The following is a 20,625-nucleotide window of genomic DNA, read 5'->3' as shown; positions in this document are numbered from 1 at the left end:
GCACCTCGCCCTCGGGGTACCCACAATCGCCGCGCTCACCAAACCGGCCGCCGAATATCGCGCGTGACATGGCTCATATCAGGCGCGCCCGGGTGCCAAGCCGTCGAGTAGCAGCGTCGCGGTGTAGGTGAGCGCCGCTTTCGGGTCCGCGGACGCGTTCGCCGCCATCGAGGCCGCCGTACCTACGCGCGAGGCCAGCGGGAACTGCCGCCCGCGCATCGCGGTGGCCAGCGCCGGGCCTACCTGCTGCCACCACTGGTTGTCATCGCGGTTGCTCGCGGCGCGGGCGCGCTGCAGCCCGACCTGATGTCGGGCCATCGCCGAAGCGAGTCCGAGTAGGCCGGTCAAGGCATGGTCCATCTGCACATCGGACAGCCCGATACCCTCGAACACCGCGAGCTCGGCCTCGTACTTGGCGGTCATCCCCGGTCCGGGAACCAACCGATCAGTGGAGACCTGCAGCGTCCAGGGCAGAGCCACCGCGGTCTCGAAGTTGCGTTCGGCCACGTAGAGCGCGGCGGCACGCCAGTCCGCTCGCGCCGAGGGCAGGTCGCTGCCGTCGTAGACCGCGCCGGCGTGGGCATCCAGCATCAGCTCCAGCAGCTCGGCCTTCCCCGGAACGTGCGAGTACAGGTTCATCGTGGCGACGCCGAGTTCCGCTGCGACGCGGCGCATCGTGACCGCGCCCACCCCGTCGGTCCGGGCGATGTCGCTACCGGCGCGCACGATGACCCCGAGTGACAGCCCGGAACGCCCGGTGGGCCGGTCTTGTGACCACAGCAGCTGCAGCATCCGCACCGGGTCCGTCACTGCTGTCCCTCGCTGCGGCATCGCAAACCCTTCCGTACAATGTACGGTGCAGTGTACGGCGCCGCTGCGGCGTGCACACCCCTGCGCTAGGAGTGGCGATGACCCCGACAGATCAACTCGATGCGTTACTCGCCGCCGGCCTCGCAGAGACGGCCGCCATCACGGTCGACGAACTACGCGGCTATGCAACGTCGCTGCCCGACGAACCGGATGCCGTCCTCGCCGTACACCCCCGGTTGCTGCCGGCACGCTCGCTGGCCGAGCTGCTGCGGCACCATGGCAAGGCGGGTTTCGTCGTGGCCGACCTCACCGATCTATCCGAGTTCGGCCCGATCGCCGACGTCGCCATCCCGGACGCACCGCTGTACCTGATCCACGGTGTCGACCGGGGCGACGATCTGCGCAACTGGAGCCCCGATGAATCCCTGCCGGAAATACTGGCCAGGGGCCGCACCCCGCTGACCATCAGCGAGGGCATCAGCTGGCTCCTGCAGAAACCCAAAGCCCTTGAGAGCAATCACTGTTTCATGACGATCGCGTCCCGCAAGCTGTCCAGGCGCGGCTACGACGCAAGGACGCCCGCAATCTGGATCAGCGGCGGAACGGGGCGCGACGGGGCCCACAACCGTGGGGCTCCCAAGGTGGGCTGGTGCTGGGCCGGCAATCGGCACACCTGGCTGGGCATGGCCTCCGCTGCGCGGCGAACCTGCGCCTAGACACCAGGCCTATCGCGCGCCGGGTGCCTCGACGTCTCCCCGACGCACCCGCACCTGGAAACTCTTCTCGCCCCAGCCGTCAGAAACCTCGAAGTGCACCCGCTTCGGGCTGCCGAACAACGTCGTCGTCGTCACCGTTCCGGTCGCACCGGCCGGCACGACCGGAACGTCGATCCCTTCGATCCGGCGACGCGCGGTGACAATGTCGCCTTTGCGGTACCCCACCTGAACTCCCCCTCAGTCCGGTGCCCGGCCTCCCCGCCGGACACGCCCGGTCCCCTATGGTGGCGACAACCCGGGGCACCTTGCAACCAAATTTTGCGGATGGCAGCGGTGAACACCGCGAGCACGCCGGCCGCACCGCAAGGCCGCGAGCGACCTTCGACAAAGGCGAGCCTTCCGACCGGAGCCATGTGTCGCGCCGGTAGCGTGGCGAACGTGAATTGTTCCCGCGTCCCTTCCTCCATCGCACTCCTCGCCGGTGCTGCAGCCATCGCCGTCACGGTGTCGGCATGCGGTTCCGACACCCAGAGCGCGGCCTCGACCAGCGCATCGACCACCAACGACGTGTTCGACCTCCCGGCCACCGCGGATGCGACCACGCCCGCGGCGAGCCCGTGCCCGTCGGCCGCCCCGGCAACTCCCGGCGCACCGGAATGGACGCTGTCGGGAGCAACCGGCAGCATCGCGGTCACGGGCTCCACCGATACCGCCGCACCGGTGGTGGACGTGCAAGGCCCGTTCAGCGTCACCGAGACCCAGGTCCAGACCCTGAAGGCCGGCGACGGCCCGGTGGTCCCGGAGACCGCGACCGTTTCGGTCTGCTACATGGGCGTCAACGGACGCGACGGCTCGGTCTTCGACAGCAGCTACCAGAGCGGCTCGCCCGTCGACTTCCCCCTCGACGGAGTCATCCCGGGCTTCCAGAAGGCCATCGCGGGTCAGAAGGTCGGTTCCACCGTGGCCGTCGCCATGACCTCCGCGGACGGCTATGCCGAAGGCCAGCCCGCCGCGGGAATCCAAAAAGGCGACACCCTGATCTTCGCCATCAAGATCCTGGAGGCCTCGAACTAGCGACGTGCCGAGTCCATGTCCGAGGCGGCAGCCGCGGGCATGGACTACCGCGCCCGGCGGGCGAGTTTCGCAGGTTCGAGGACGAACACCGTCTTTCCCTGCTGACGGATCCAGCCCCGATTCGCGAACTCCGAGAGCGCCTTGTTGATCGTTTCGCGGGACGAACCGACCAGCTGCGCGAGTTCGAGTTGTGTGAGCTCGTGATCCACCCGCAGCACATCGCCCTCGGTCTTGCCGAATCGCTTGGCGAGGTCGAGTAGTTGCTTGGCGACCCGCCCGGGAACATCGGTGAAGATCATGTCGCACAGATCGTCGTTGGTGCGGCGCAGCCGCCGTGCCAGGACACGCAGCAGCTGCTCGGAGATCTCCGGGCGTTCGGAAATCCAGCCACTCAGCGCGTGCCGGGCCACCGCGGCCACCCGTACCTCGGTCAGCGTGGTCACCGTCGCGGTCCGGGGCCCGGGGTCGAACAGCGCGAGCTCGCCGAACGTCTCACCCGGACCCATCACCGCAATGAGGCTCTCGCGCCCATCCGCCGAGCGCTTACCGATCTTCACCTTGCCCTCCACGAGGACATACAGGCGATCCCCGGGTTCGCCTTCGGTGAACACGGTGTGATTGCGGCGGAACGTGATCCACTCCAGCTCACCTTCCAGCGCCGACATCGCGTCCGGGTCGACATCCTGAAAAATGGCCGTGCGCGCCAGAACCGCGTTCAACGAGTTGCCTTTCCGGACCTCGGGTGACACAACACCCGTCTCGCGTCGACGGAGACGGCTCGGAGGTCAGTCTATTCGTGTTCGACGTGGCCTGTCTCACGCGGTCACTACCATCGGCGGCACAGGACACTGTGCCCACGCACCGCGGGCGCACCGCCATCGGGAAGGGACGCATGACGATGCGAGTTCAGATCAGGTCGGGCTGCGCGCTGCTGGCGGCGGCCTTGGTGACCGGCACGGGCACGCTGTTGGGCTGGTCACCGCGTGCATCGGCCGAGCCCTGTGCCGATGTGGAGGTCGTGTTCGCCAGGGGCACCACCGAACGCCCGGGCGCCGGGAGCGTCGGCAATGCCTTCACCGAGGCACTGCGCAATCAGGTCGGCGGCAAAACCGTCGGGCTCTACCCGGTCAACTATCCCGCGAACCACGATTGGCCGACATCGGTGATCGGTGTCAACGACGCCGGCAACCGCATCCGCCAACTCGCCGCGGATTGCCCCGACACGAAGGTGGTGCTCGGCGGCTTCTCGCAGGGTGCGGCGGTCGCCCAGCTCGTCACTGCCGACGCCCCGGCGATACCGCCGAATTCGTTCGCGTTCGGCGCGACGACACCGCTGGCCGCCGACGTCGCCGACCGCGTCGACGCCGTCGTGTTGTTCGGAAAGCCCAATGATCGGTTCCTCTTCCTGATCGGGCAGCCCTACGTCCCGGTCGGTGCGGCGTTCGCCGCCAAGACGCTGGACCTGTGCGCCATCAACGACCCGATTTGCTCCGGCGGCCTGGACCCGGTGGCACACAACCTGTACACGGCAAACGGCATGGTGACCGAGGCTGCCACGTTCGCCGCCGCGAGGGTGTGAGGCCCCCGCCGACCACGAGCAGTCAAGGGCTCCCCCACACACCGTCGCTGCCAGTCTTGATCGTGTAGATCAGATCGAGAGGCGGAACCGTGAACGTGTACGAAGCTGTCCACAGTCGTCGGGCGGTGCGCGGGTTCACCGACGACCCCGTACCGCTGGAGGTATTGGAACGGGTGCTCACCGCCGCCGCCTGGGCACCGTCGGGATCCAACATCCAGCCCTGGCACAGCTATGTCGTCACCGGCGCGCCGCTGGCACAGCTCAAGAAGGTCGCTGTGGAACGGGTGGTCGCCGGCGACCCGTGGGACGACCGCGAATTCCAGATGTATCCGCCGGATCTGAAGCCGCCCTACCGTGATCGCCGGTCCAGGTTCGGCAAGGAGCGCTACGCCGCGCTGGGGATCGCGCGCGAGGATTGGGAGGCGCGTCAACGCGCGGCCATCGGCAACTGGGAGTGCTTCGGGGCGCCCGCTGCGCTGTTCTGCTTCATCGACCGGGGCATGGGCCGGCCGCAGTGGGCCGACCTCGGAATGTACCTGCAGACCGTCATGCTGTTGTTGCGTGCCGAAGGTCTGCACAGCTGTCCGCAGATGGCGTGGTCGCAGGTTCGCGCCTCGGTCGAGGAAGCCCTGACTCCGCCACCGGAGCTCATGCTTTTCTGCGGGGTGTCGATCGGATACGACGATCCGGCCGTCGACCACATCCGCACGATGCGCGCACCGCTGGACGAGACAGTGACCTTCGTCGGGGATGCCACGTGAGCCGGTGGTAGTGCTAGCAGGAAGACCGGCAGTGGCGTCTGCGTCAATGCGCCGCGGCACCGATCGGGAGGATGCTGATCACCACATTCAAGATCACCCCGGACGAAGGACCGAAATGGCCACCACGATGTCGTACATCCGCCGATCACACCGCGTCGCCTACCTGAGCGCCGCCGCGCTGTTCCTGGTCGCGACCATGGGGCCGTTGACGGCCGCGAAAGCCTTTGCGGCCAATGGAGAACCGTGCCCGGATGTCGAGGTGGTCTTCGCCCGCGGCACGTTCGAGGCACCGGGTGTCGGGGCCACCGGACAGGCGTTCGTCGATGCGCTCACCAACCGGCTGGGTGGCGAATCCGTGGACGTCTACGGGGTGAATTATCCTGCTTCACTGGACTTTGAGGCCGCCACCGCCGGTATCGCCGACGCCAGCAACAGGATTGAGACCATGGCAGCGAACTGCCCGGACACCAAGATCGTCCTGGGCGGGTACTCGCAGGGCGCGGCGGTGGCCGGCTACACCACCTTCGACACCATCCCCGCCGGACTCACACTGCCGGACAATATCGGCCCGATGCCGGCATCGGTCTCCCCCCACGTGGCGGCCGTGGCGCTGTTCGGCACTCCCGACAATTGGTTCCTCAACCTCGTCGACCATGACGCACCGCCGGTCACGGTGGGCGCGCAGTATGCGGCCAAGACCGTGCAATTGTGCGCCCAGGGCGATCCGGTCTGCTTCCCCGGCGGCCTGGACCGCAGCGCCCACAGTTCCTACAAGTCCAACGGCATGGCCCAGCAGGCCGCCGATTTCGTGGCCAACGCCATCGCTGCCGGGCCGACGCCGACGTCGGCCACCTGAGTGCGTCAGCTCAGATTCCGCACCTGCACGACTTCGTACTCGGACACCACCACCTCCGATATGGCCGCGCCGAGCTCTTCGGAGGGGCCGCTGCCCCGGAACTCCTCGACGGCGGCCCGCGATTGCCAGCGCTCGTAGACATTGACCCGGCCGGGCTCCACCGGGTCGGCGGAGACGGCGAAGTCCAGGCAGCCGTTCGCCTGTCGCGCCGCTCGCACGACGCTGATGCAGCCGGCCAGGTAGGTGTCCCGATCTCCCGGTTCGACAACGATGTGTCCGGCGACGATGTATCCGGCGACGTTCTCCACGATGGGTGCTCCTCTGCTTGTCGGTGGTTCCCTATCCGACCCCGATGAGGCGTCGAAGTCATCGCGCCGTTTGGGTGGCATACATCACGGGTACAGACCCACAAGCCGTCATCGGCGGCGGCATGGCACATCCCGAAGGAGTTTCGCTGATGAGTGTTGGTCGAATCGCGCGGTTTCTCGGGTCCGGCGCCCTGATCGCCTCGGGCATGGTGGCCGCCGCCACGGCGCCCGCCGCCACCGCGGAACCTTGCCCCGATGTCGAAGTCGTCTTCGCCCGCGGAACCGCCGAGGCACCCGGGGTCGGCGGCACCGGCCAGGCATTCGTCGACGCGTTACGCGCGCAGACGCCCGGCAAGTCGGTGTCGGTGTACCCGGTGAACTATCCCGCCAGCGACAACTTCGGTGACCGAATCGCCTTCGCCCAGAACGTGGTCGAAGGCGTTCGGGATGCCGGAAACCATATCCAGGCGACCGCCGCGGCGTGCCCGGACACTCGGGTGGTACTCGGCGGCTTTTCTCAGGGCGCGGTGGTGGCCGGATATGTCACCGCCGCCGCGATCCCCGACGGCATACCCGCCGAGTATGTGTCGTCCATTCCGAATCCGCTGCCCGACGACGTGTCCGACCACGTCGCCGCGGTGGTACTGATGGGCAACCCATCCGAGGCGTTCCTCAGGCAGTTCGGTGCACCGCTGAGCAGCATCGGGCCCCGGTATGCGCCCAAGACCGTGGAACTGTGCGCACCCGGTGACACGATCTGTGACGGCACACCCGGTGCGATGCCGTCCCTCGCACACGCCATGTACCCGATGAACGGGATGACCAACGAGGCCGCGGCGTACGCCGCAGCCAAGGTGTAGACGCGCACCGTCGCCGACCACGGTCGGTCATGATGGAGCGATGGAGTCGACGCGGATAGACCGCTGGCTGTGGGCGGTCCGACTGACCAAGACCCGGCCCGACGCGGCCGCGGCCTGCCGGGGCGGCCACGTGCGGATCAACGACCGGGTCGCGAAACCGTCGGCCACGGTCGTGCCGGGCGACACGGTGAAGGCCTTGGTCGGTGAACGCGCCCGGATCGTCGAGGTGGTGCGGGTCATCCAGAAACGGGTCGGCGCCGCCGACGCGGTGACCTGCTATCTGGATCGCACGCCCGTCGTGCCGCCGACGACCGTCGTGCCGGTGGCCGTGCGCGACCGCGGTGCCGGGCGGCCGACCAAACGCGACCGCAGGGTCCTGGAGAAGTGGCGGGCCGGTCTGGGCTGAATCAGCCCAGCGGACCCTGCTGGATGATCGTCGGCGGCAGCGGCGCCGGGGCCGGTGGCGGAACGGGTGCGCCCGGCGCAGGAACCCCAGCCGGGGCCGCACCGGGTGCACCGATGGGCAGTACGTCCGCCGGCGGATTGGGATCCGACAGCGACACGAACCCCGGCGGCAGCGGCGGGCCGCCGACCTGCGGGGTGCCCTGCAACGACGGCGTCGACGAGGACGGATCGGTCAGCGACATGTAGCCGGGCGGGAGTTTGGGCGCCGGACCGGCTCCGGGGGGCGCTCCCTGGGGCAATGCGGCCGTGCCGGCTTCGGAGAACGCAGCCATCGGGTCGGGCGATCGCGCGGCGTTCCACAGATCCCGGATGTAGCCGAGCCCACCACCGGAGGAACCCTGCCCGTAGGCCGGATTGGTCATCTCCGGCACCGGCGGCGCGCCGACCGGCGGCGGGGCCGGTGGGGCGGCCACCAGCTCGTCGGGATTCACGGCCACCGGCTGACCCGGGACCGGCGCGGCCGGATCCCCCGGTGGCACCAGCGGTGCCGGCTCGGCGGCGGCCAGCCCCGCGGTGAACACCGCGCCCCCGGCCAGCAGGGTCGTCGCCAGCGCGAGCTTGACGGTGGAGCGCGTCGCTGCACGCTGTCGATCGGTCATGGGTCAAAAGGCTAGCGCCTCGTCGTCGTCCGCGTCACCGATAGGGCCCGAGGGCGCCGGAGGTGACGAGCAGTCAAACCGCTGGTGAACGAATCCACCCCACGCATCACCGGGATCGGCGGCATCCGAAGATGGGCCACATGAGTGCTGCGATCCCGGATTTGGTCATCGTCGGGGCAGGGATCATCGGCCTCGCGCACGCGGTCGAGGCCGTGCACCGCGGACTGACCGTGGAGATCGTCGAACGCGACGCCGAAGCCGTCGGCGCCTCGGTGCGCAATTTCGGCCACGCCTGCATCACCGCGCAGGACCCCGCCCTGCTGGAGACGGCCCAGGCGTCCCGGCGCGGCTGGTTACGCACGGCAGCGCAGTGCGGGTTCTGGGCGCCGGAGGCGGGCGCCATCGTGCTGGCCCGCAGTCCTGCCGAGGCCGCCCTGATCGAGGAGTTCCGCGACCGGCGTGGCGCCGAAGCGGTCCGGCTGCTGACAGCGGACGAGGCCACCTCCAGGCTGGGCGGACCCGCCCGCACACCCGATCCCACGATCGTCGGTGCGGCATTGCTGCCGGCGGATCTGCGCGTCGATCCGCGGTCCACGGTCGCCACCATCGCCGCTTGGCTCGCCGATCAGCCCGGAGTGCGGATGCACTGGCGCACCAATGCCGTGCGGTGCACCGATGCAGCGGTGCACACCAGCCGCGGGGTGGTGCGCGGTCGTCACGTGCTGGTGTGTGTCGGCCACGATCTGGATCTGCTGTATCCGAAGACCGCCGAAGACAACGCCGTCGAGCGGTGCCGGTTGCAGATGGCGCTGGTGCGAGCGCCTGCAGGCTTCGCGCTGGATTCGGCGGTGCTGACCGGAACCTCGATGTTGCGGTATGCGGGTATGGCGAAGCTGGCTGCGGCCGCCCCGGTGCGGGCAGAGCTCGAACGCGGCAACCCCGAACTGTTGGAGCTCGGCGCGAACATGATGTTCACCCGCCGGCCCGACGGCACCCTGCTGATCGGGGATTCGCACCATTACGGCCTCACCGCGCCCCCGTTCCTCGACGAGGAGGTCTCCGCGCACCTGCTCGGCGGAATCAGCCGAATCCTCGGGGTCGATCGGTTGGACGTGCTGCAGCGCTGGCAGGGTGTCTACGCCTCCAGCGGGCGCACCGACGTCCTGCGTGCCCGACACGAGCCGACGGTCAGCTCGGTGACCGTGACGACCGGGCTGGGCATGACGCTGGCTTTCGGGCTGGCCGCGGAGACGCTCGACGCGCTGTAGACGGCTACATCGCGGCGTTGTCGTCCCCGCTGTCGGTGTCGGTGGTGCTCTGCGACGCGGCGTCGACCGGGTCCTCGGACACGGTCTCGGGTTCCAGGGCCACACTCTGGGCGCGCGGGGTGGGCGCACCGGTCGGGGGCGGGTTCTCGGCCGGTTGCAGGCGCACCACCCGGCCCACGGCGCGGCGCAGACCTGGCGGCCCTTCGATGCGCACGAAGTCGCCGACCCGGCCCGCCCGGTACCGCAGCGGAGACCCGAGCAGTTCACCCATCACCACGCCGCTACCGATCGCCAGGGCGATGGCCACCGCCGACAACAGCTGCGCGATGCCGTCCAGGAATCGCTCGTCGACGGCGAAGTAGAACACCGACCGGAACACCGCCAGGCCCGGGAGCATCGGCGTGATGCCGGCGGTCGCGATCACCAGCGCCGGCGCCTGACGCCGGATCGAGGTCAGTGTCGCGAACAGGCCGACGCCCACGGACGCGATGCCGGTCGCCAGCACGACCCCGAACTGCGCGTGCCCCAAGCCGATCAGCACGGCCTGGGCGGCGCCGGCCGCGACGCCGGCGGTCACCACCGACCGCAGCGGCGCATAGCTCGCCAAGGTCAGGCACACTCCGGCCAGCGCGGCACCGAACACCGCAATGCCGATCCGCAGCGTGCCGCTGGGCACGATGATCGTCTGGGTCGCGTCGATGTGCAGGGCGATCTGGATCCCGGCCAGCGTCGCGATCTGCAGGCCGGCCACGATGCCCACCACGATGCCGGCCGTGAGGAACAGCGCGTCGCCGAGCCGCCCGACCGCGGTGACCATGTACCCGGTCAGCGCGTCCTGCACCGACCCGACCAGTGTCATCCCGGACAGCAGCATCACGATTCCGGTGGCCACCAGTGCCGTCGGGTTCTGGTCGGCGAATCGGTAGGCGGCCACGGCCACCAGGGTCGCGATGGCGGCACCCACGGCGTGCTGGAAGAAGAACGGGGTGCCGACGCTGTTGAGCAGCCGGCCCACCCGGTCGATGACTGCCGAGGTGATCGTGGCGAGGAGGCAGATCTGCCAGGTGCCGCCCAGCAGCATCGCGATGCCGAGCGCGAACCCCGCCCAGCAGACGGTCGCCATCCACCGCGGATAGGGATGCGGCCGTTCGCTGAGCACGTCCATCGCGTCATGTGCCTGGTCGACGGTGACGCCGCCACAGGTGACGCGCCGAACCAACTTGTCCAGTTCGGCCAACCGGGTGTAATCGGTGGCGCGGTGGCGGACCGAGCGGACGATGGTCAGCGGGGGGCTGTCGACGGTGGGCAACGCCGAGACGATGATCGTGGAGAAGGTGATGTCGACGACGCAGTCGCTGAGTTGGTAGGCCGCCGCGACGTCCTGCGCGGTCGCGCCGATGTCGGCGGTGCCCGATCCGGAGGACAACATCACCTCGGCGAGCCGGATGGTGAGGTCGAGGACCTTGCGGGTGTGCACGTCGCCGACGTGGGTGGCGCTGCGTCGTCGCTGACCGGCCACCGGCGCCGGGTCGCGGCGACCACGAAGGGCGCCCCGCAGACTGCGACGTGTGCGGGCCGCGCCCTCGGACCGATCGGAAACCATCACCGGACACGATACTGCCGTGCCGCGCAACGGTGCGGCCCCGTGTCGATCCGATGGCAAATCCCTGGTGGCGCTTACGTTTACCGGCGTCAGCCGGGACGCGCCGCGCTGTCAGCGTCGCCAGAAGATGTGGTGTGTCACGCCGCTCGGACTGGGCACCACATCGCGGTGGAATCTGTCGAGCAGGTCATCCGGTGTCTCCCACAGCCGGCTTCCGCCGCCGAGTTCGATCGGCGACACCGCCACGTGCAGGGTGTCCACGAGATCGGCGTCCAGAAACTCCCGGATCGTCTGCGCTCCGCCGCCGAGCCGCACATCCTTGCCCTGCGCTGCCTGCCTGGCTTGCGCCAGCGCGGTACCCGGGTCTGTGTTGACGAAGTGAAATGTCGTGTCCGACAAAGCAAATGACGGTCGCTCATGATGAGTGAGCACGAAGACCGGAGTGTGAAATGGTGGCTCGTCACCCCACCAGCCCTTCCACTCGTGGTCGGCCCAGGCGCCGCGATGGGGGCTGAACTTGTTGCGGCCCATGATTTCGGCACCGATGTTGTGGGTGAAATCCCTGGTGAAGTAGTCGTCGATCCCCCGGCTACCACCGGGATCGGTGCGGTTGGGCCAGCTCGCGGTGGCTCCCGCCCAGGACATCATGGTCCGCGGGTCCGCGTGCCCGAAGGGCCGCTCGAAACTCTGATCCCGGCCGGCCCCGAAGCCGTCCTTCGACACCACGAAATTCTGCACTCTGAGCAGTTGCACCACGCGTTCCTCCTCGGATCGGCACCGACAGTAGTCAGACCGGGAGGGGCCGGGAAAGTCATCGCACGAACTCCGGAAAGCACGAACCCCCGGGTTCAGCGGTCACTGTGTGACGGCCGAACCCGGGGGTCCGAGTAGGTCTTTAGAGGCCGGTGACGCCGACCGCCTGCGGGCCCTTGGCGCCCTGGGTGACTTCGAAACTCACCCGCTGGTTCTCCTCCAGGTTGCGGAATCCGCCGGCCTGGATCTCGGAGTAGTGCACGAACACGTCCGGTGCGCCGCCGTCAGGAGCGATGAAGCCGAAGCCCTTTTCGCTGTTGAACCACTTAACGGTTCCTTCTGCCATGGTCTTACTTCTTTCTTTTTTACTTCTGGCCGAACGTCATGTCGACCAAGCCTGGTTGTGCGACCGATCGTCGCCAATCCGAGCAAGTTCTGGGTGTGCGATGCCGGCACAGGCCGTAAGTGGGCGATACTGGCACCCGACCGCGATTCGGCCGAACACAGATACGTCGCCTCACGAGTGCGGCGTATTCGACGAGACTACCAACACCAGGGCTGTCGACCTAATTTCGGCACACCGACGGCTCGTCCGGCCTCACCCGGCATCGAGCAGGTCCGCCAGCTGATCGGCGGTCTTGGTCCAACCGTGGTGGAAGTTGTCGTACTCCTGGGCGGGCAGCATCGCGTGCTCGATGGACATCAGCGTCTGATCGTCCTGGAGAGGTTCGAATGTCACCGTGACGACGCTGGTAGTCGTCGGATCGGCCCAGTACGAGTTGGTCCAGGTGAAACGGAGCAATCGTGGCCGCTCGATCGCGACGAACTGTCCGGTGATCAGCACGCTCGTCCCGACGTCGTCGACGTCGAAACGGAAGGCCCCGCCGACCCGCGGCTGCACGGTCACCGTCACACATCGCGTCGGGCGCGGACACATCCACTCCCGCAACGAATCCGGATTCAGCCATTCGTCGAATACCTCTTCGGGCCGGGCGGGCATGACCCGCTGCACGTGCACCGTGCGGGTCTCGTTCATCGGCCGGCCTTCTTGCGACGCAGCCGCGCGGCAAGTGCGTCGGCGCGGGTCGACCAGAAGTCGGCCTGCTCGTCCATCCACTGTGCGGCCGGGGTCAGTCCGGCCTGACGCAGGGAGAGCCAATGCTCGCGACCGCGCACCTCGCGAGTCACCAGACCCGCCGACTCCAGCACCCCGATGTGTCGGGACACCCCCGCGAACGTCATCGGCAGCGGCGCCGCCAGATCGGTGATGCGCGCATCACCTTCGCGCAGCGCTTCCAGCAACCGGCGACGGGTGGGATCGGCCAGCGCGGCGTACGCCCGGTCCAACACCTGATCTTCAACCATCTTGTTGACTATAACGGTGCCGTGTGGTGTGCTCGATCAATATTCAACGTAACTGTTGAATAAATTGCCGGAGCAGCGACCAGAGGATCGACGATGCAGACACCACCGATAGTGGACGGGCAGGCGTGGGCGGCCGCCCACGCAGCGATGCTGATCAAGGAAAAGGAGTTCACCCGGGCCCGAGATGCGCTGGCCGCGCAGCGTCGACGCATGCCGTGGACACCGGTACCGGCGGACTACGCCTTCGACGGCCCGGACGGCAGGGTGAATCTGCTCGACCTGTTCGCCGGCCGACGGCAACTCATCGTCTACCGCGCCTTCATGGATCCCGGCGTACACGGTTGGCCCGAACATGGTTGCACCGGCTGCTCGTTGATGGCAGACCAGGTCGGCGACCTGAGTCACCTCAACGCGCGCGACACCACGCTCGTCTATGCCTCACGCGGTGCGCAACAGGACATCACCCGCATCAAGGACCGGATGGGCTGGACCATCCCCTGGTACACCATCATCGAAGAATCCGGCACGGCGTTCGACATCGACTTCGGCGTCGACCAGTGGCACGGCACGAACGCGTTCATCCGCGACGGTGACCAGGTCTACCGGACCTACTTCGTCAACAACCGCGGCGACGAGGTATTCGGCACCACCTGGAGCTACCTCGACATCACGGCGCTCGGCCGTCAGGAGTCGTGGGAGGACTCCCCCGCCGGCTACCCGCAGAGCCCACCCTATGCCTGGTGGAGATGGCATGACTCGTACGGCGAACAGTGACGCGGCGACGAGCGCGAACGCGTCATCGGCGATGATCGGAGTGTGACATCTCCACGCATCGGTGTAATGCCGCTGACCGTTCCCGCGCTGCTCGCCGACCGGGTTCGCGCCTCGGGACGTGACACCTACCTGATCACGCCCACCGGTCGGCTCACCTACGAGCAGGCGGACGCGCAATCCGCCGATATCGCTCGACTCCTGCTGGGCGCGGGCATCGGCAAGGGCAGCAGGGTCGGTTTGTTCTTCCCGAATGGAATCGAGTGGATCATCTGGTGGCTCGCGCTCTCACGGATCGGCGCCCTGGTGGTCCCGCTGAGCACGCTCTACGCACCCGCCGAGATCGCCAAGGTGTTGCGACTGGCCGATATCGCGATGCTGATCGCCCCTGCCGCGGTCCTCGGCACCGAAACCGGCACCCGTCTGGAGGCGGCCCTGCCGGAGCTACCGCAGCAGCGCCGCGATGAGCTCTCGCTCGTGTGCGCGCCGTACCTGCGTCGCATCGTGCTGACCGATGACGTCGACTACGGCTGGGCCACCCGCTGGGCCGACCTGACCCGGCAGGTCTCACCGGATGTCCTCGCCGCGGTGGAGCAGGAGGTCTCCCCCGCCGATCTGGCCATCATGGTGCACACCTCCGGTTCGACCGCCGACCCCAAGGGCGTGCTGCACACTCACGGCACACTGGTGCGCCAGACCTCGATGTGGCCGTCGGCCATCCGGGCGGTCACCGCGAGCCCGGGCCGGCCAAAGGTGCTGTGCGCCATGCCGTTCTTCTGGATCGGTGGACTGTTGGCGGCGATGGGTGCCCTACACGATTCGATCAGCCTGCTGGTGATGGAACGGCTGGACGCAAAGACAGCACTGGATCTGATCGAGGCCGAGCGTGGCACCGGAATCGTCGGCTGGCCGGCGTTCACCCAACGGGTGCGCGATCATCCCAGCTTCGCCGAACGCGACCTGTCCAGTGCGCCCATGCTCCGGCACGGGCCGCTGGATATCGCCATGACCGATGTCCCCGACGGTTTTCCGTTGCACCGCACCATGTCCGAGACCGCCGGTGGATTCGTCTGCACCGATATCGCCATCGTCGACGAGCACGGCACGCCGGTGCCCGACGGCACCACCGGCGAATTGTGGATCCGCGGTGTCGGCACGATGGCCGGCTACAACAAGCGGGAACGCAGCGAGGTGTTCGACGCCGACGGGTGGTATCACACCGGGGACCGTGTCTTTCGACGAGCCGATGACCCGCGGCTGTTCTACGTCGGGCGCACCACCGACCTGATCAAGGCCGGCGGCGCGAACGTCTCGCCGGTGGAGGTGGAGTCGGTGATCGCCGGGCTCCCCCAGGTCACGCAGTGCGTCGTGATCGGCCTCGAGCATGCCGACCGGGGCCAGGAGGTGTGCGCGGTGGTGGTGCCTGCGCAGGCCGCGCTGGATCTGGGCGCGGTCCGGGAAGCGGCCCGTGAACGCCTGTCGGCCTACAAGGTTCCCACCCGATGGGTCATCGCCACCGCAGACCAGATACCGACTCTGTCGAGTGGGAAGTTCGACCGAAAGACGCTGCTGGCCAACGTCATCGCCGGAACCCTTGCGATCAGTCCAACAGCGCCCTGAACCGGCCGGCCGGAAATGTCACGGCGCCGGCATCGTGCACCCGAGCGGAAAGCGCGCCATCGGAGGTCACGACGGTGATGCCGGCCGGGGTGTCAGCACTGCGGACGAGCCGGACGATCTCGTCGTCGGCGGAGTTCGGCGCGGCACGCGGCGCGCACACCACGGTGACCAACTCGGACTCCAGCGGCATCGGCCGTTCGAGCACCACGGTGACCTGGTGTCCGCCCTGCACCGCCCAGCGCTGCAGCTGTTCGACCAGCGCGGCCAGCGCACCCGCTCGGTCCCTCCACCAACCGTCCGGACGCGACCCGACGACATTCATGGCGTCCACGATCCAGTGCATGGCACCATCGTCGTACCTGCGGCATGTCGCCCACCGATCCGCCCTGGCCGGAACTCACCTGCCCGACCATGCCGGCGCGAATGAGCCCGGGTGAGAACTTTTACCCATATCGACCTTCGCACTCGGGCGATTAGCCTCGTGACGTGCCCAATCGCTCGCGCCTGACGCTGTTGATGCTTCCCGCGGCCCTGGCCGGTTGCTCGTTCTCGATGTCCGCCGGCGGCCCCGACTACGCGAAGCTGGAGGGCGCGATCACCGACGAGCTGAATGCGAACTACCAGAAGATCGACCGCGAGGTATCCGAGGTCGAATGCGTGCGGCCGGCGAACGCGCCGAAGGCGGGTGACACGTTCATCTGTAACGCCGACGTCGACGGATCGACTGTGCGAGTGCAGGTCGTCGTCAGCGACGACGAAGAGAACGTCGAGTACAGCACCCTGGACGTTCTCTACGATCTGTCTCAGACGGCACAGGGGCTGACCAAGGAGATCTCTGCGGACAGGGGATTCGCCGTCACCGTCACGTGCGGCGAGGGACTCAAGGTCGTCGAGGTCGGGGATTCCTTCGAGTGCACCGCGGCCGACCGCCGCGGTGACACCCGTCCGGTGAAGGTGACCGCCGGCGGCATCGACGAAGACGATCGTTGGGAGCTCATCGGGGTGAACTGACTTCTGTCGATCGACGTCGCCTCTGCGATAGCCTGCCACCTACATGGTGGGTTCGAGATCGACACGCACACTCGGCGATCGCCTTGAACAGGCGTGGCTGCAGTCGTGCGCGGGAGCCGGCCGAACCATCGTGCTGCTCGGCGATGCCGGCATCGGAAAGTCAAGTGCGCTCGCCCGGCTCGCGCACCGAATCGGACCGACCGCCCATCTGGTGAACTGCCGCGGCGGCGACATGGCGGCGCCGATGTCCGCCGCCGCCGAGATCGCCTCGGTGCTGCCGATACCGGTGCCGGTGGGCTCGGTGGCGGGCGAGGTGGACGCCCTCAAGGTCGCCGACATCCTCAGTGCCGGGCTGGCGGGGGCGCCCGGGACCGTCCTGCTCATCGACGATATCCACGATGCCGACGCCGCCAGCCGGACAGCGCTGAACCTGGCCATCCGACGGTGCACCGACGCCGCCGTCCTGGTGGTCGTGACGGGCCGTCGGGTCCCGTCGGCCGAGAGCTTCGCCGAGGGATTCGACGTCGAAGAGCTCACCGGCCTCGACCGGCAGGCCGCGGCCTCGATCCTCGAGACGGCGAGCACAGTGCCCATCGCGGCAGCGGTGATGGAAAAGCTGTTGGATGTCGCGGCGGGCAATCCACTCGTCTTGCGTCATCTGCCGGACGCGTTGACGCCGGAGCAACTCTCTGGTGCGGATCTACTGCCCGAGCACATTCCCCTCGTCGGAGATCTGCGCACAGTGTTCAGCCGGCAGTTGCCCCGCCCCGGCACGGCGGCGCGCACCCTGCTGGAGCTGGCCTCGCTGTCCGCCGACGGGTCGTGGTCGGTGCTGCGGTCGATGCGCCCGGCCATCGCCGAGACGGCCTTACACGCGTTGGAGGACAGCGGACTGGCCTGCCTGAGCTCCGGAAGGCTGACGCTGCAGCACCCACTGTTGCGCAGTGCGACCGTCGCCGCGATGTCGCTCAAGGACCAGCGCCGGCTGCATCTGGAATTCGCAGACTGCCAAGCACTTTCCGACACCGTCCGGTTGGTGCACCGCGCGCACGGCACGCTGGGGCCGGACGAATCCCTGGTCGACGATCTCGTCGGGGCGGCGCGCATTCTTCGGTGCAGAGGGGGCACCGAACCGGCGGCCAGACTGCTCGACCGCGCCATCGACTTGACCGGCGACGACTCCCGCCGAGCCGAACTCAGGGTGTTGGCCGCCCGCGAGCTGATGACGGCCGGACAGACCGACTCCGCGCGGCACCGACTGGAAACGATGCTGGAAGATCCCACATCTCACGATCTTCGCGTCACGGCAACACTCTTGCTTGCCACCCTCGAAGCCGTGGGTGGCGCTCCAGCCATGGCCCTGCAGCGCCTCAAGGAGTGCACCAGCAGAGCCTCCGGTCGCGAGGTGGGCATGGTGTACGCCCGAATGGCCATACCGCTGGGGATACTCGGGATGGTCAGCGAGATCATCGATGCCGCAACGGCGGCGGTCGCCGTGAGTGATCCGGTCTCTACCGATTCCGATGTGGCACGGGTGATCCTGGCTCATGCACTCAGTGCGTGGCACGAGAATCGATCCAACCAACTCGTCGATGGCATCACGGGACTGGATCTCGTCTCCGCCGTCAGGCACGACCCGATGATCGGGCTGCATTTCGGGCGAGCACTGTCGATCGCGGAACGGTACGAGGCCGCGGTGGCGGCACTGACCGAGCTCAGCGCCCAACTTCGGGGCGAGGATGCGCGATCCGCGCTCGCGATGGTGTTCGGCGCACTCGGCGAAACCTATGTTCGCACTTCACGCTTCGATGACGCCCTGGTGTGCCTTGATGAGGCGACCGCACTCAGCCTGGCGGCCGGCCAACGAGCCTTCGCACCGTTTTGGCTCTCGCTGCGCGCACGGGTGCATGCGATCCGCGGGGATGACCACACATCCGCCGCAGATCTGGAACTCGGCTTCGCCATTTCGGACGAGCTGTCCACGTTCGGCGCCCGCTATTTCTTGTTGGCCAATTCGGGACTGGCCGCGTTGACCGCTGATCGCCCCGGTGACGCCGTCACCGCGCTGTCCGCGTGCTGGGCCTTCGAACAGGTCGGCGGATTCCTCGCTCCCCAGTTGGCGCGCTGGCACGTCGACCTGATCGAGGCCCACATCGCCATGGGTCGAAGCGACGACGCCCGCCCCGTGCTGGAGCATCTCCAGGTGGTCGCCGCGGCGGTGGGGTCCAGCCGGTGGACCAAGGCCACTGCGTGCCGGGCCGAGGCGCTGCTGCACCACGAGACCGATCCGGCAGCGTCACTACGTCTGCTCCACCGCGCGGCCGAGATATACGATCCCGCGCACGACGCGTTCGACCGGGCACGTACGTTCCATGACATCGCCCGCTTGACCATGGACCCGACACACCGCGAGAACGCACGCGCCGAGGCGCGCAATGGATTCCGCAGGCTCGGTGCAGCCGCCTGGGCGGCCAAGGTCGACCGGCGCACCCCCGAACTCAGCGCGCTCACCGAAGCGGAGGGACGGGTACTCAACGAGGTCGCCAACGGGCTGACGAACCAACAGATCGCCAAGCGACTCGGTGTGAGTGCCAAGACGGTGGCCAATCACCTCTACCGCGCCTACCGGAAACTCGGCGTCGCGTCGCGCACCGAAGCGGTTCGTTTCGTGCTGCTGCATGACGGCACGTCGAGCGACTCACCTTTGAGGACTTGACACCTGTCAAGTATTCTTGGGTCATGCTTGCCGAGGATGTGCTGCCCACCGTGCCGACCACCACCACAGAAGCGCTGGCCGCCTTCGACGCCGCCCCCGGTGTCGATCCCGAGTTCATGATCGGCACGTGGCATGGCGCCGAACTGCCGACCGCGCACCCGATGGACGGATTGCTGGCCGCCAGCGGCTGGTGGGGAAAGCAGTTCGTCGACGCCGAGACGGTGCATCCGTTGCTGTTCCCGAAAGACGGCGGGACCGCGTTGTGGGCCCTGAACCCCGTGTTGGCCTTCGGCGGTCTCGGGATCGCCACCAAGGTGCCGCTGGTGCGCAACCTGTCGCTCGTGCAGCCCATCTCGGCATTGCGACCCGCGTTGCGGACCAAGGCGCCCAAGGCCCGGCTGCGCACCACCCGCTACCGCGGAATCGACAGCGCCACGATGATCTACGACAACCTGCCGATCAACGACGTCTTCCGCAAGATCTCCGAGGACACCGTGATCGGCGCGATGGACTACCGCGGCGGCACCCGCCCCTACTTCTTCGTCCTGCAACGGGACGACTCGCTGCCCGTCGAGTAGATGGCGCCGCCCGACTCAGGCGATGATGCGAACCAGGTAGGGAGTCATCGACGCGGTCCGCACGGGCGACACCGTGACACCCGAGTCGCCGGCCTCCAGCATCTGCCCGTTGCCCACGAACAACGCCACGCTCTGCGTGCCCTCCGGGCCGAAGAAGATCAGATCTCCGGGCAGTGCCTGGGCGGGCAGTACCTTCTGGCCGACCTTGTACATCTCCCCCGATGACCGCGGCAACTTCACGCCGACCCCGGCGAAGGCATAGACGATGATGCCCGAGGCGTCGAAACCCACGACGTTGGCGGCCGGATCCGGGACCGCCGGAACACTCGGGGTGAGCGGCGATGCCGCGGGGGCCGGCGGAGCCAACCCGGGGAAGTTCAGACCCGGAACCCCGCCGGGAATGGCGGCGGCGGCAGGTTCGGCGGGCGTTTCGCGGACGACGCCGCGGGTGGGGCCGTTGGCATCGCCGCCACCGTAGGTGAAAGGCACGCCGCGCTGGGACAGCGCCCGCGCAATCACATAGTCGACCGCCTGCTGATTGCGGGCAGGACGGGTATTGAACGGATCAGCCGAGGCGACACCAGGAGTCACTGTCAACACAGCCAGGCCGAGCAGCAGGGCACAGAAGCGTCTCATCGGGTCGTCAACTCTTTCGATCAGGGCGGGAACGGCGATGACCACTAATTGACGGCCATCCCTGATATTTCTACCGATCGATTCGACGCTTGCCCAATTCGACTGTGGCACAGCATAAATGAGATGCAGATCCGTGACCCAAAAGAGACCGCCGAGCCCGGGTCGTGACGAATCCGCGACCATTCCGACACCGGCGCCGAGGGTGACGCAAAGCGCAACGGCACCGGTCCGCGCGGCCGGAGGGCGGCGCTGACCGGTGCCGTTGCGGCAAACCGG

General features: G+C 67.9%; 25 protein-coding genes. 13 read left to right on the top strand and 12 right to left on the bottom strand.

What is annotated here, in order from left to right:
• Positions 1-78: 78 nt before the first annotated feature.
• A complete protein-coding gene (locus A7U43_RS15925; protein ID WP_197499852.1) occupies positions 79-810 on the bottom strand; it encodes a TetR/AcrR family transcriptional regulator in 732 nt (243 codons plus the stop codon).
• 98 nt (positions 811-908) lie between these two features.
• On the opposite strand from A7U43_RS15925, the gene A7U43_RS15920 reads away from it, so the two are divergent.
• The gene (locus A7U43_RS15920) at positions 909-1,526 is read left to right on the top strand and encodes a DUF5701 family protein (RefSeq protein ID WP_067997107.1); all 618 of its coding nucleotides are present in this window, start codon (positions 909-911) and stop codon (positions 1,524-1,526) included.
• A 9-nt stretch (positions 1,527-1,535) separates the two neighbouring features.
• Here A7U43_RS15920 and A7U43_RS15915 read toward each other — a convergent pair whose 3' ends face one another.
• Positions 1,536-1,751, bottom strand: coding sequence for a hypothetical protein (locus A7U43_RS15915; RefSeq protein WP_067997105.1), 216 nt, complete (start codon positions 1,749-1,751; stop codon positions 1,536-1,538).
• A 186-nt stretch (positions 1,752-1,937) separates the two neighbouring features.
• Between A7U43_RS15915 and A7U43_RS15910 the strand changes: the two genes are divergently transcribed.
• Positions 1,938-2,600, top strand: coding sequence for an FKBP-type peptidyl-prolyl cis-trans isomerase (locus A7U43_RS15910; protein WP_197500068.1), 663 nt, complete (start codon positions 1,938-1,940; stop codon positions 2,598-2,600).
• A 44-nt stretch (positions 2,601-2,644) separates the two neighbouring features.
• On the opposite strand, the gene A7U43_RS15905 is transcribed toward A7U43_RS15910, so the two are convergent.
• Complete coding sequence (locus tag A7U43_RS15905) at positions 2,645-3,319, bottom strand: Crp/Fnr family transcriptional regulator (protein ID WP_068002844.1); 675 nt, start codon at positions 3,317-3,319, stop codon at positions 2,645-2,647.
• 173 nt (positions 3,320-3,492) lie between these two features.
• On the opposite strand from A7U43_RS15905, the gene A7U43_RS15900 reads away from it, so the two are divergent.
• From A7U43_RS15900 to A7U43_RS15890, 3 genes are all read left to right on the top strand, one after another.
• On the top strand, positions 3,493-4,179 hold the full coding sequence (locus A7U43_RS15900) for a cutinase family protein (protein ID WP_231963330.1): 687 nt from the start codon (positions 3,493-3,495) through the stop codon (positions 4,177-4,179).
• 89 nt (positions 4,180-4,268) lie between these two features.
• Complete coding sequence (locus tag A7U43_RS15895; RefSeq protein WP_067997102.1) at positions 4,269-4,940, top strand: nitroreductase; 672 nt, start codon at positions 4,269-4,271, stop codon at positions 4,938-4,940.
• A 115-nt stretch (positions 4,941-5,055) separates the two neighbouring features.
• On the top strand, positions 5,056-5,796 hold the full coding sequence (locus tag A7U43_RS15890; RefSeq protein ID WP_067997100.1) for a cutinase family protein: 741 nt from the start codon (positions 5,056-5,058) through the stop codon (positions 5,794-5,796).
• 5 nt (positions 5,797-5,801) lie between these two features.
• Here A7U43_RS15890 and A7U43_RS15885 read toward each other — a convergent pair whose 3' ends face one another.
• Entirely contained in the window at positions 5,802-6,104 is a 303-nt protein-coding gene (locus tag A7U43_RS15885; RefSeq protein WP_231963329.1) for a putative quinol monooxygenase, read from the bottom strand.
• Between the two features lie 149 nt (positions 6,105-6,253).
• Here A7U43_RS15885 and A7U43_RS15880 point away from each other — a divergent pair, with 149 nt between their 5' ends.
• Positions 6,254-6,964 carry a cutinase family protein gene (locus A7U43_RS15880; protein WP_067997098.1) on the top strand — a complete coding sequence of 237 codons (711 nt, stop codon included), beginning with the start codon at positions 6,254-6,256 and terminating at the stop codon, positions 6,962-6,964.
• A gap of 40 nt (positions 6,965-7,004) precedes the next feature.
• Positions 7,005-7,370 (top strand): RNA-binding S4 domain-containing protein, encoded by a 366-nt coding sequence (locus tag A7U43_RS15875; RefSeq protein ID WP_067997096.1) that lies wholly within the window; start codon positions 7,005-7,007, stop codon positions 7,368-7,370.
• Between the two features lies 1 nt (position 7,371).
• Here A7U43_RS15875 and A7U43_RS15870 read toward each other — a convergent pair whose 3' ends face one another.
• Positions 7,372-8,028: a hypothetical protein gene (locus A7U43_RS15870; protein WP_067997093.1), complete on the bottom strand. Its 657-nt coding sequence runs from the start codon at positions 8,026-8,028 to the stop codon at positions 7,372-7,374.
• 140 nt (positions 8,029-8,168) lie between these two features.
• On the opposite strand from A7U43_RS15870, the gene A7U43_RS15865 reads away from it, so the two are divergent.
• The gene (locus tag A7U43_RS15865; RefSeq protein ID WP_068002835.1) at positions 8,169-9,296 is read left to right on the top strand and encodes a TIGR03364 family FAD-dependent oxidoreductase; all 1,128 of its coding nucleotides are present in this window, start codon (positions 8,169-8,171) and stop codon (positions 9,294-9,296) included.
• 4 nt (positions 9,297-9,300) lie between these two features.
• On the opposite strand, the gene A7U43_RS15860 is transcribed toward A7U43_RS15865, so the two are convergent.
• From A7U43_RS15860 to A7U43_RS15840, 5 genes are all read right to left on the bottom strand, one after another.
• Positions 9,301-10,899: a threonine/serine exporter family protein gene (locus A7U43_RS15860; RefSeq protein ID WP_067997091.1), complete on the bottom strand. Its 1,599-nt coding sequence runs from the start codon at positions 10,897-10,899 to the stop codon at positions 9,301-9,303.
• A 111-nt stretch (positions 10,900-11,010) separates the two neighbouring features.
• The gene (locus A7U43_RS15855; RefSeq protein ID WP_067997089.1) at positions 11,011-11,655 is read right to left on the bottom strand and encodes a dihydrofolate reductase family protein; all 645 of its coding nucleotides are present in this window, start codon (positions 11,653-11,655) and stop codon (positions 11,011-11,013) included.
• A 139-nt stretch (positions 11,656-11,794) separates the two neighbouring features.
• Positions 11,795-11,998 (bottom strand): cold-shock protein, encoded by a 204-nt coding sequence (locus A7U43_RS15850; RefSeq protein ID WP_067997087.1) that lies wholly within the window; start codon positions 11,996-11,998, stop codon positions 11,795-11,797.
• Between the two features lie 252 nt (positions 11,999-12,250).
• Positions 12,251-12,688 (bottom strand): SRPBCC family protein, encoded by a 438-nt coding sequence (locus tag A7U43_RS15845; protein ID WP_067997084.1) that lies wholly within the window; start codon positions 12,686-12,688, stop codon positions 12,251-12,253.
• Entirely contained in the window at positions 12,685-13,017 is a 333-nt protein-coding gene (locus tag A7U43_RS15840; protein ID WP_067997082.1) for an ArsR/SmtB family transcription factor, read from the bottom strand. Before A7U43_RS15840 ends, A7U43_RS15845 begins: the two co-directional genes overlap by 4 nt.
• A 93-nt stretch (positions 13,018-13,110) precedes the next feature.
• Between A7U43_RS15840 and A7U43_RS15835 the strand changes: the two genes are divergently transcribed.
• Entirely contained in the window at positions 13,111-13,791 is a 681-nt protein-coding gene (locus A7U43_RS15835) for a DUF899 domain-containing protein (RefSeq protein ID WP_067997079.1), read from the top strand.
• 66 nt (positions 13,792-13,857) lie between these two features.
• On the top strand, positions 13,858-15,408 hold the full coding sequence (locus tag A7U43_RS15830) for a class I adenylate-forming enzyme family protein (RefSeq protein WP_067997075.1): 1,551 nt from the start codon (positions 13,858-13,860) through the stop codon (positions 15,406-15,408).
• Here the strand turns inward: A7U43_RS15830 and A7U43_RS15825 are convergent.
• On the bottom strand, positions 15,389-15,751 hold the full coding sequence (locus A7U43_RS15825; protein WP_067997072.1) for an NYN domain-containing protein: 363 nt from the start codon (positions 15,749-15,751) through the stop codon (positions 15,389-15,391). The two genes, A7U43_RS15830 and A7U43_RS15825, sit on opposite strands and share 20 nt — an antisense overlap.
• 143 nt (positions 15,752-15,894) lie before the next feature.
• Here A7U43_RS15825 and A7U43_RS15820 point away from each other — a divergent pair, with 143 nt between their 5' ends.
• From A7U43_RS15820 to A7U43_RS15810, 3 genes are read left to right on the top strand one after another with little or no spacing between them, the layout of a single operon-like run.
• Positions 15,895-16,419 carry a DUF4333 domain-containing protein gene (locus A7U43_RS15820; protein ID WP_231963328.1) on the top strand — a complete coding sequence of 175 codons (525 nt, stop codon included), beginning with the start codon at positions 15,895-15,897 and terminating at the stop codon, positions 16,417-16,419.
• Positions 16,420-16,462: 43 nt separating this feature from the next.
• Positions 16,463-19,135 carry a helix-turn-helix transcriptional regulator gene (locus tag A7U43_RS15815; RefSeq protein ID WP_067997069.1) on the top strand — a complete coding sequence of 891 codons (2,673 nt, stop codon included), beginning with the start codon at positions 16,463-16,465 and terminating at the stop codon, positions 19,133-19,135.
• Positions 19,136-19,158: 23 nt separating this feature from the next.
• On the top strand, positions 19,159-19,713 hold the full coding sequence (locus A7U43_RS15810; RefSeq protein WP_067997066.1) for a DUF4334 domain-containing protein: 555 nt from the start codon (positions 19,159-19,161) through the stop codon (positions 19,711-19,713).
• Positions 19,714-19,728: 15 nt separating this feature from the next.
• On the opposite strand, the gene ripD is transcribed toward A7U43_RS15810, so the two are convergent.
• Positions 19,729-20,349: an NlpC/P60 family peptidoglycan-binding protein RipD gene (gene ripD / locus A7U43_RS15805; protein WP_068002829.1), complete on the bottom strand. Its 621-nt coding sequence runs from the start codon at positions 20,347-20,349 to the stop codon at positions 19,729-19,731.
• Positions 20,350-20,625: the final 276 nt, after the last annotated feature.

The organism is Mycobacterium adipatum, assembly GCF_001644575.1.
GTDB lineage: Bacteria > Actinomycetota > Actinomycetes > Mycobacteriales > Mycobacteriaceae > Mycobacterium > Mycobacterium adipatum.
This window is presented reverse-complemented; position numbering and strand designations above follow the sequence as displayed.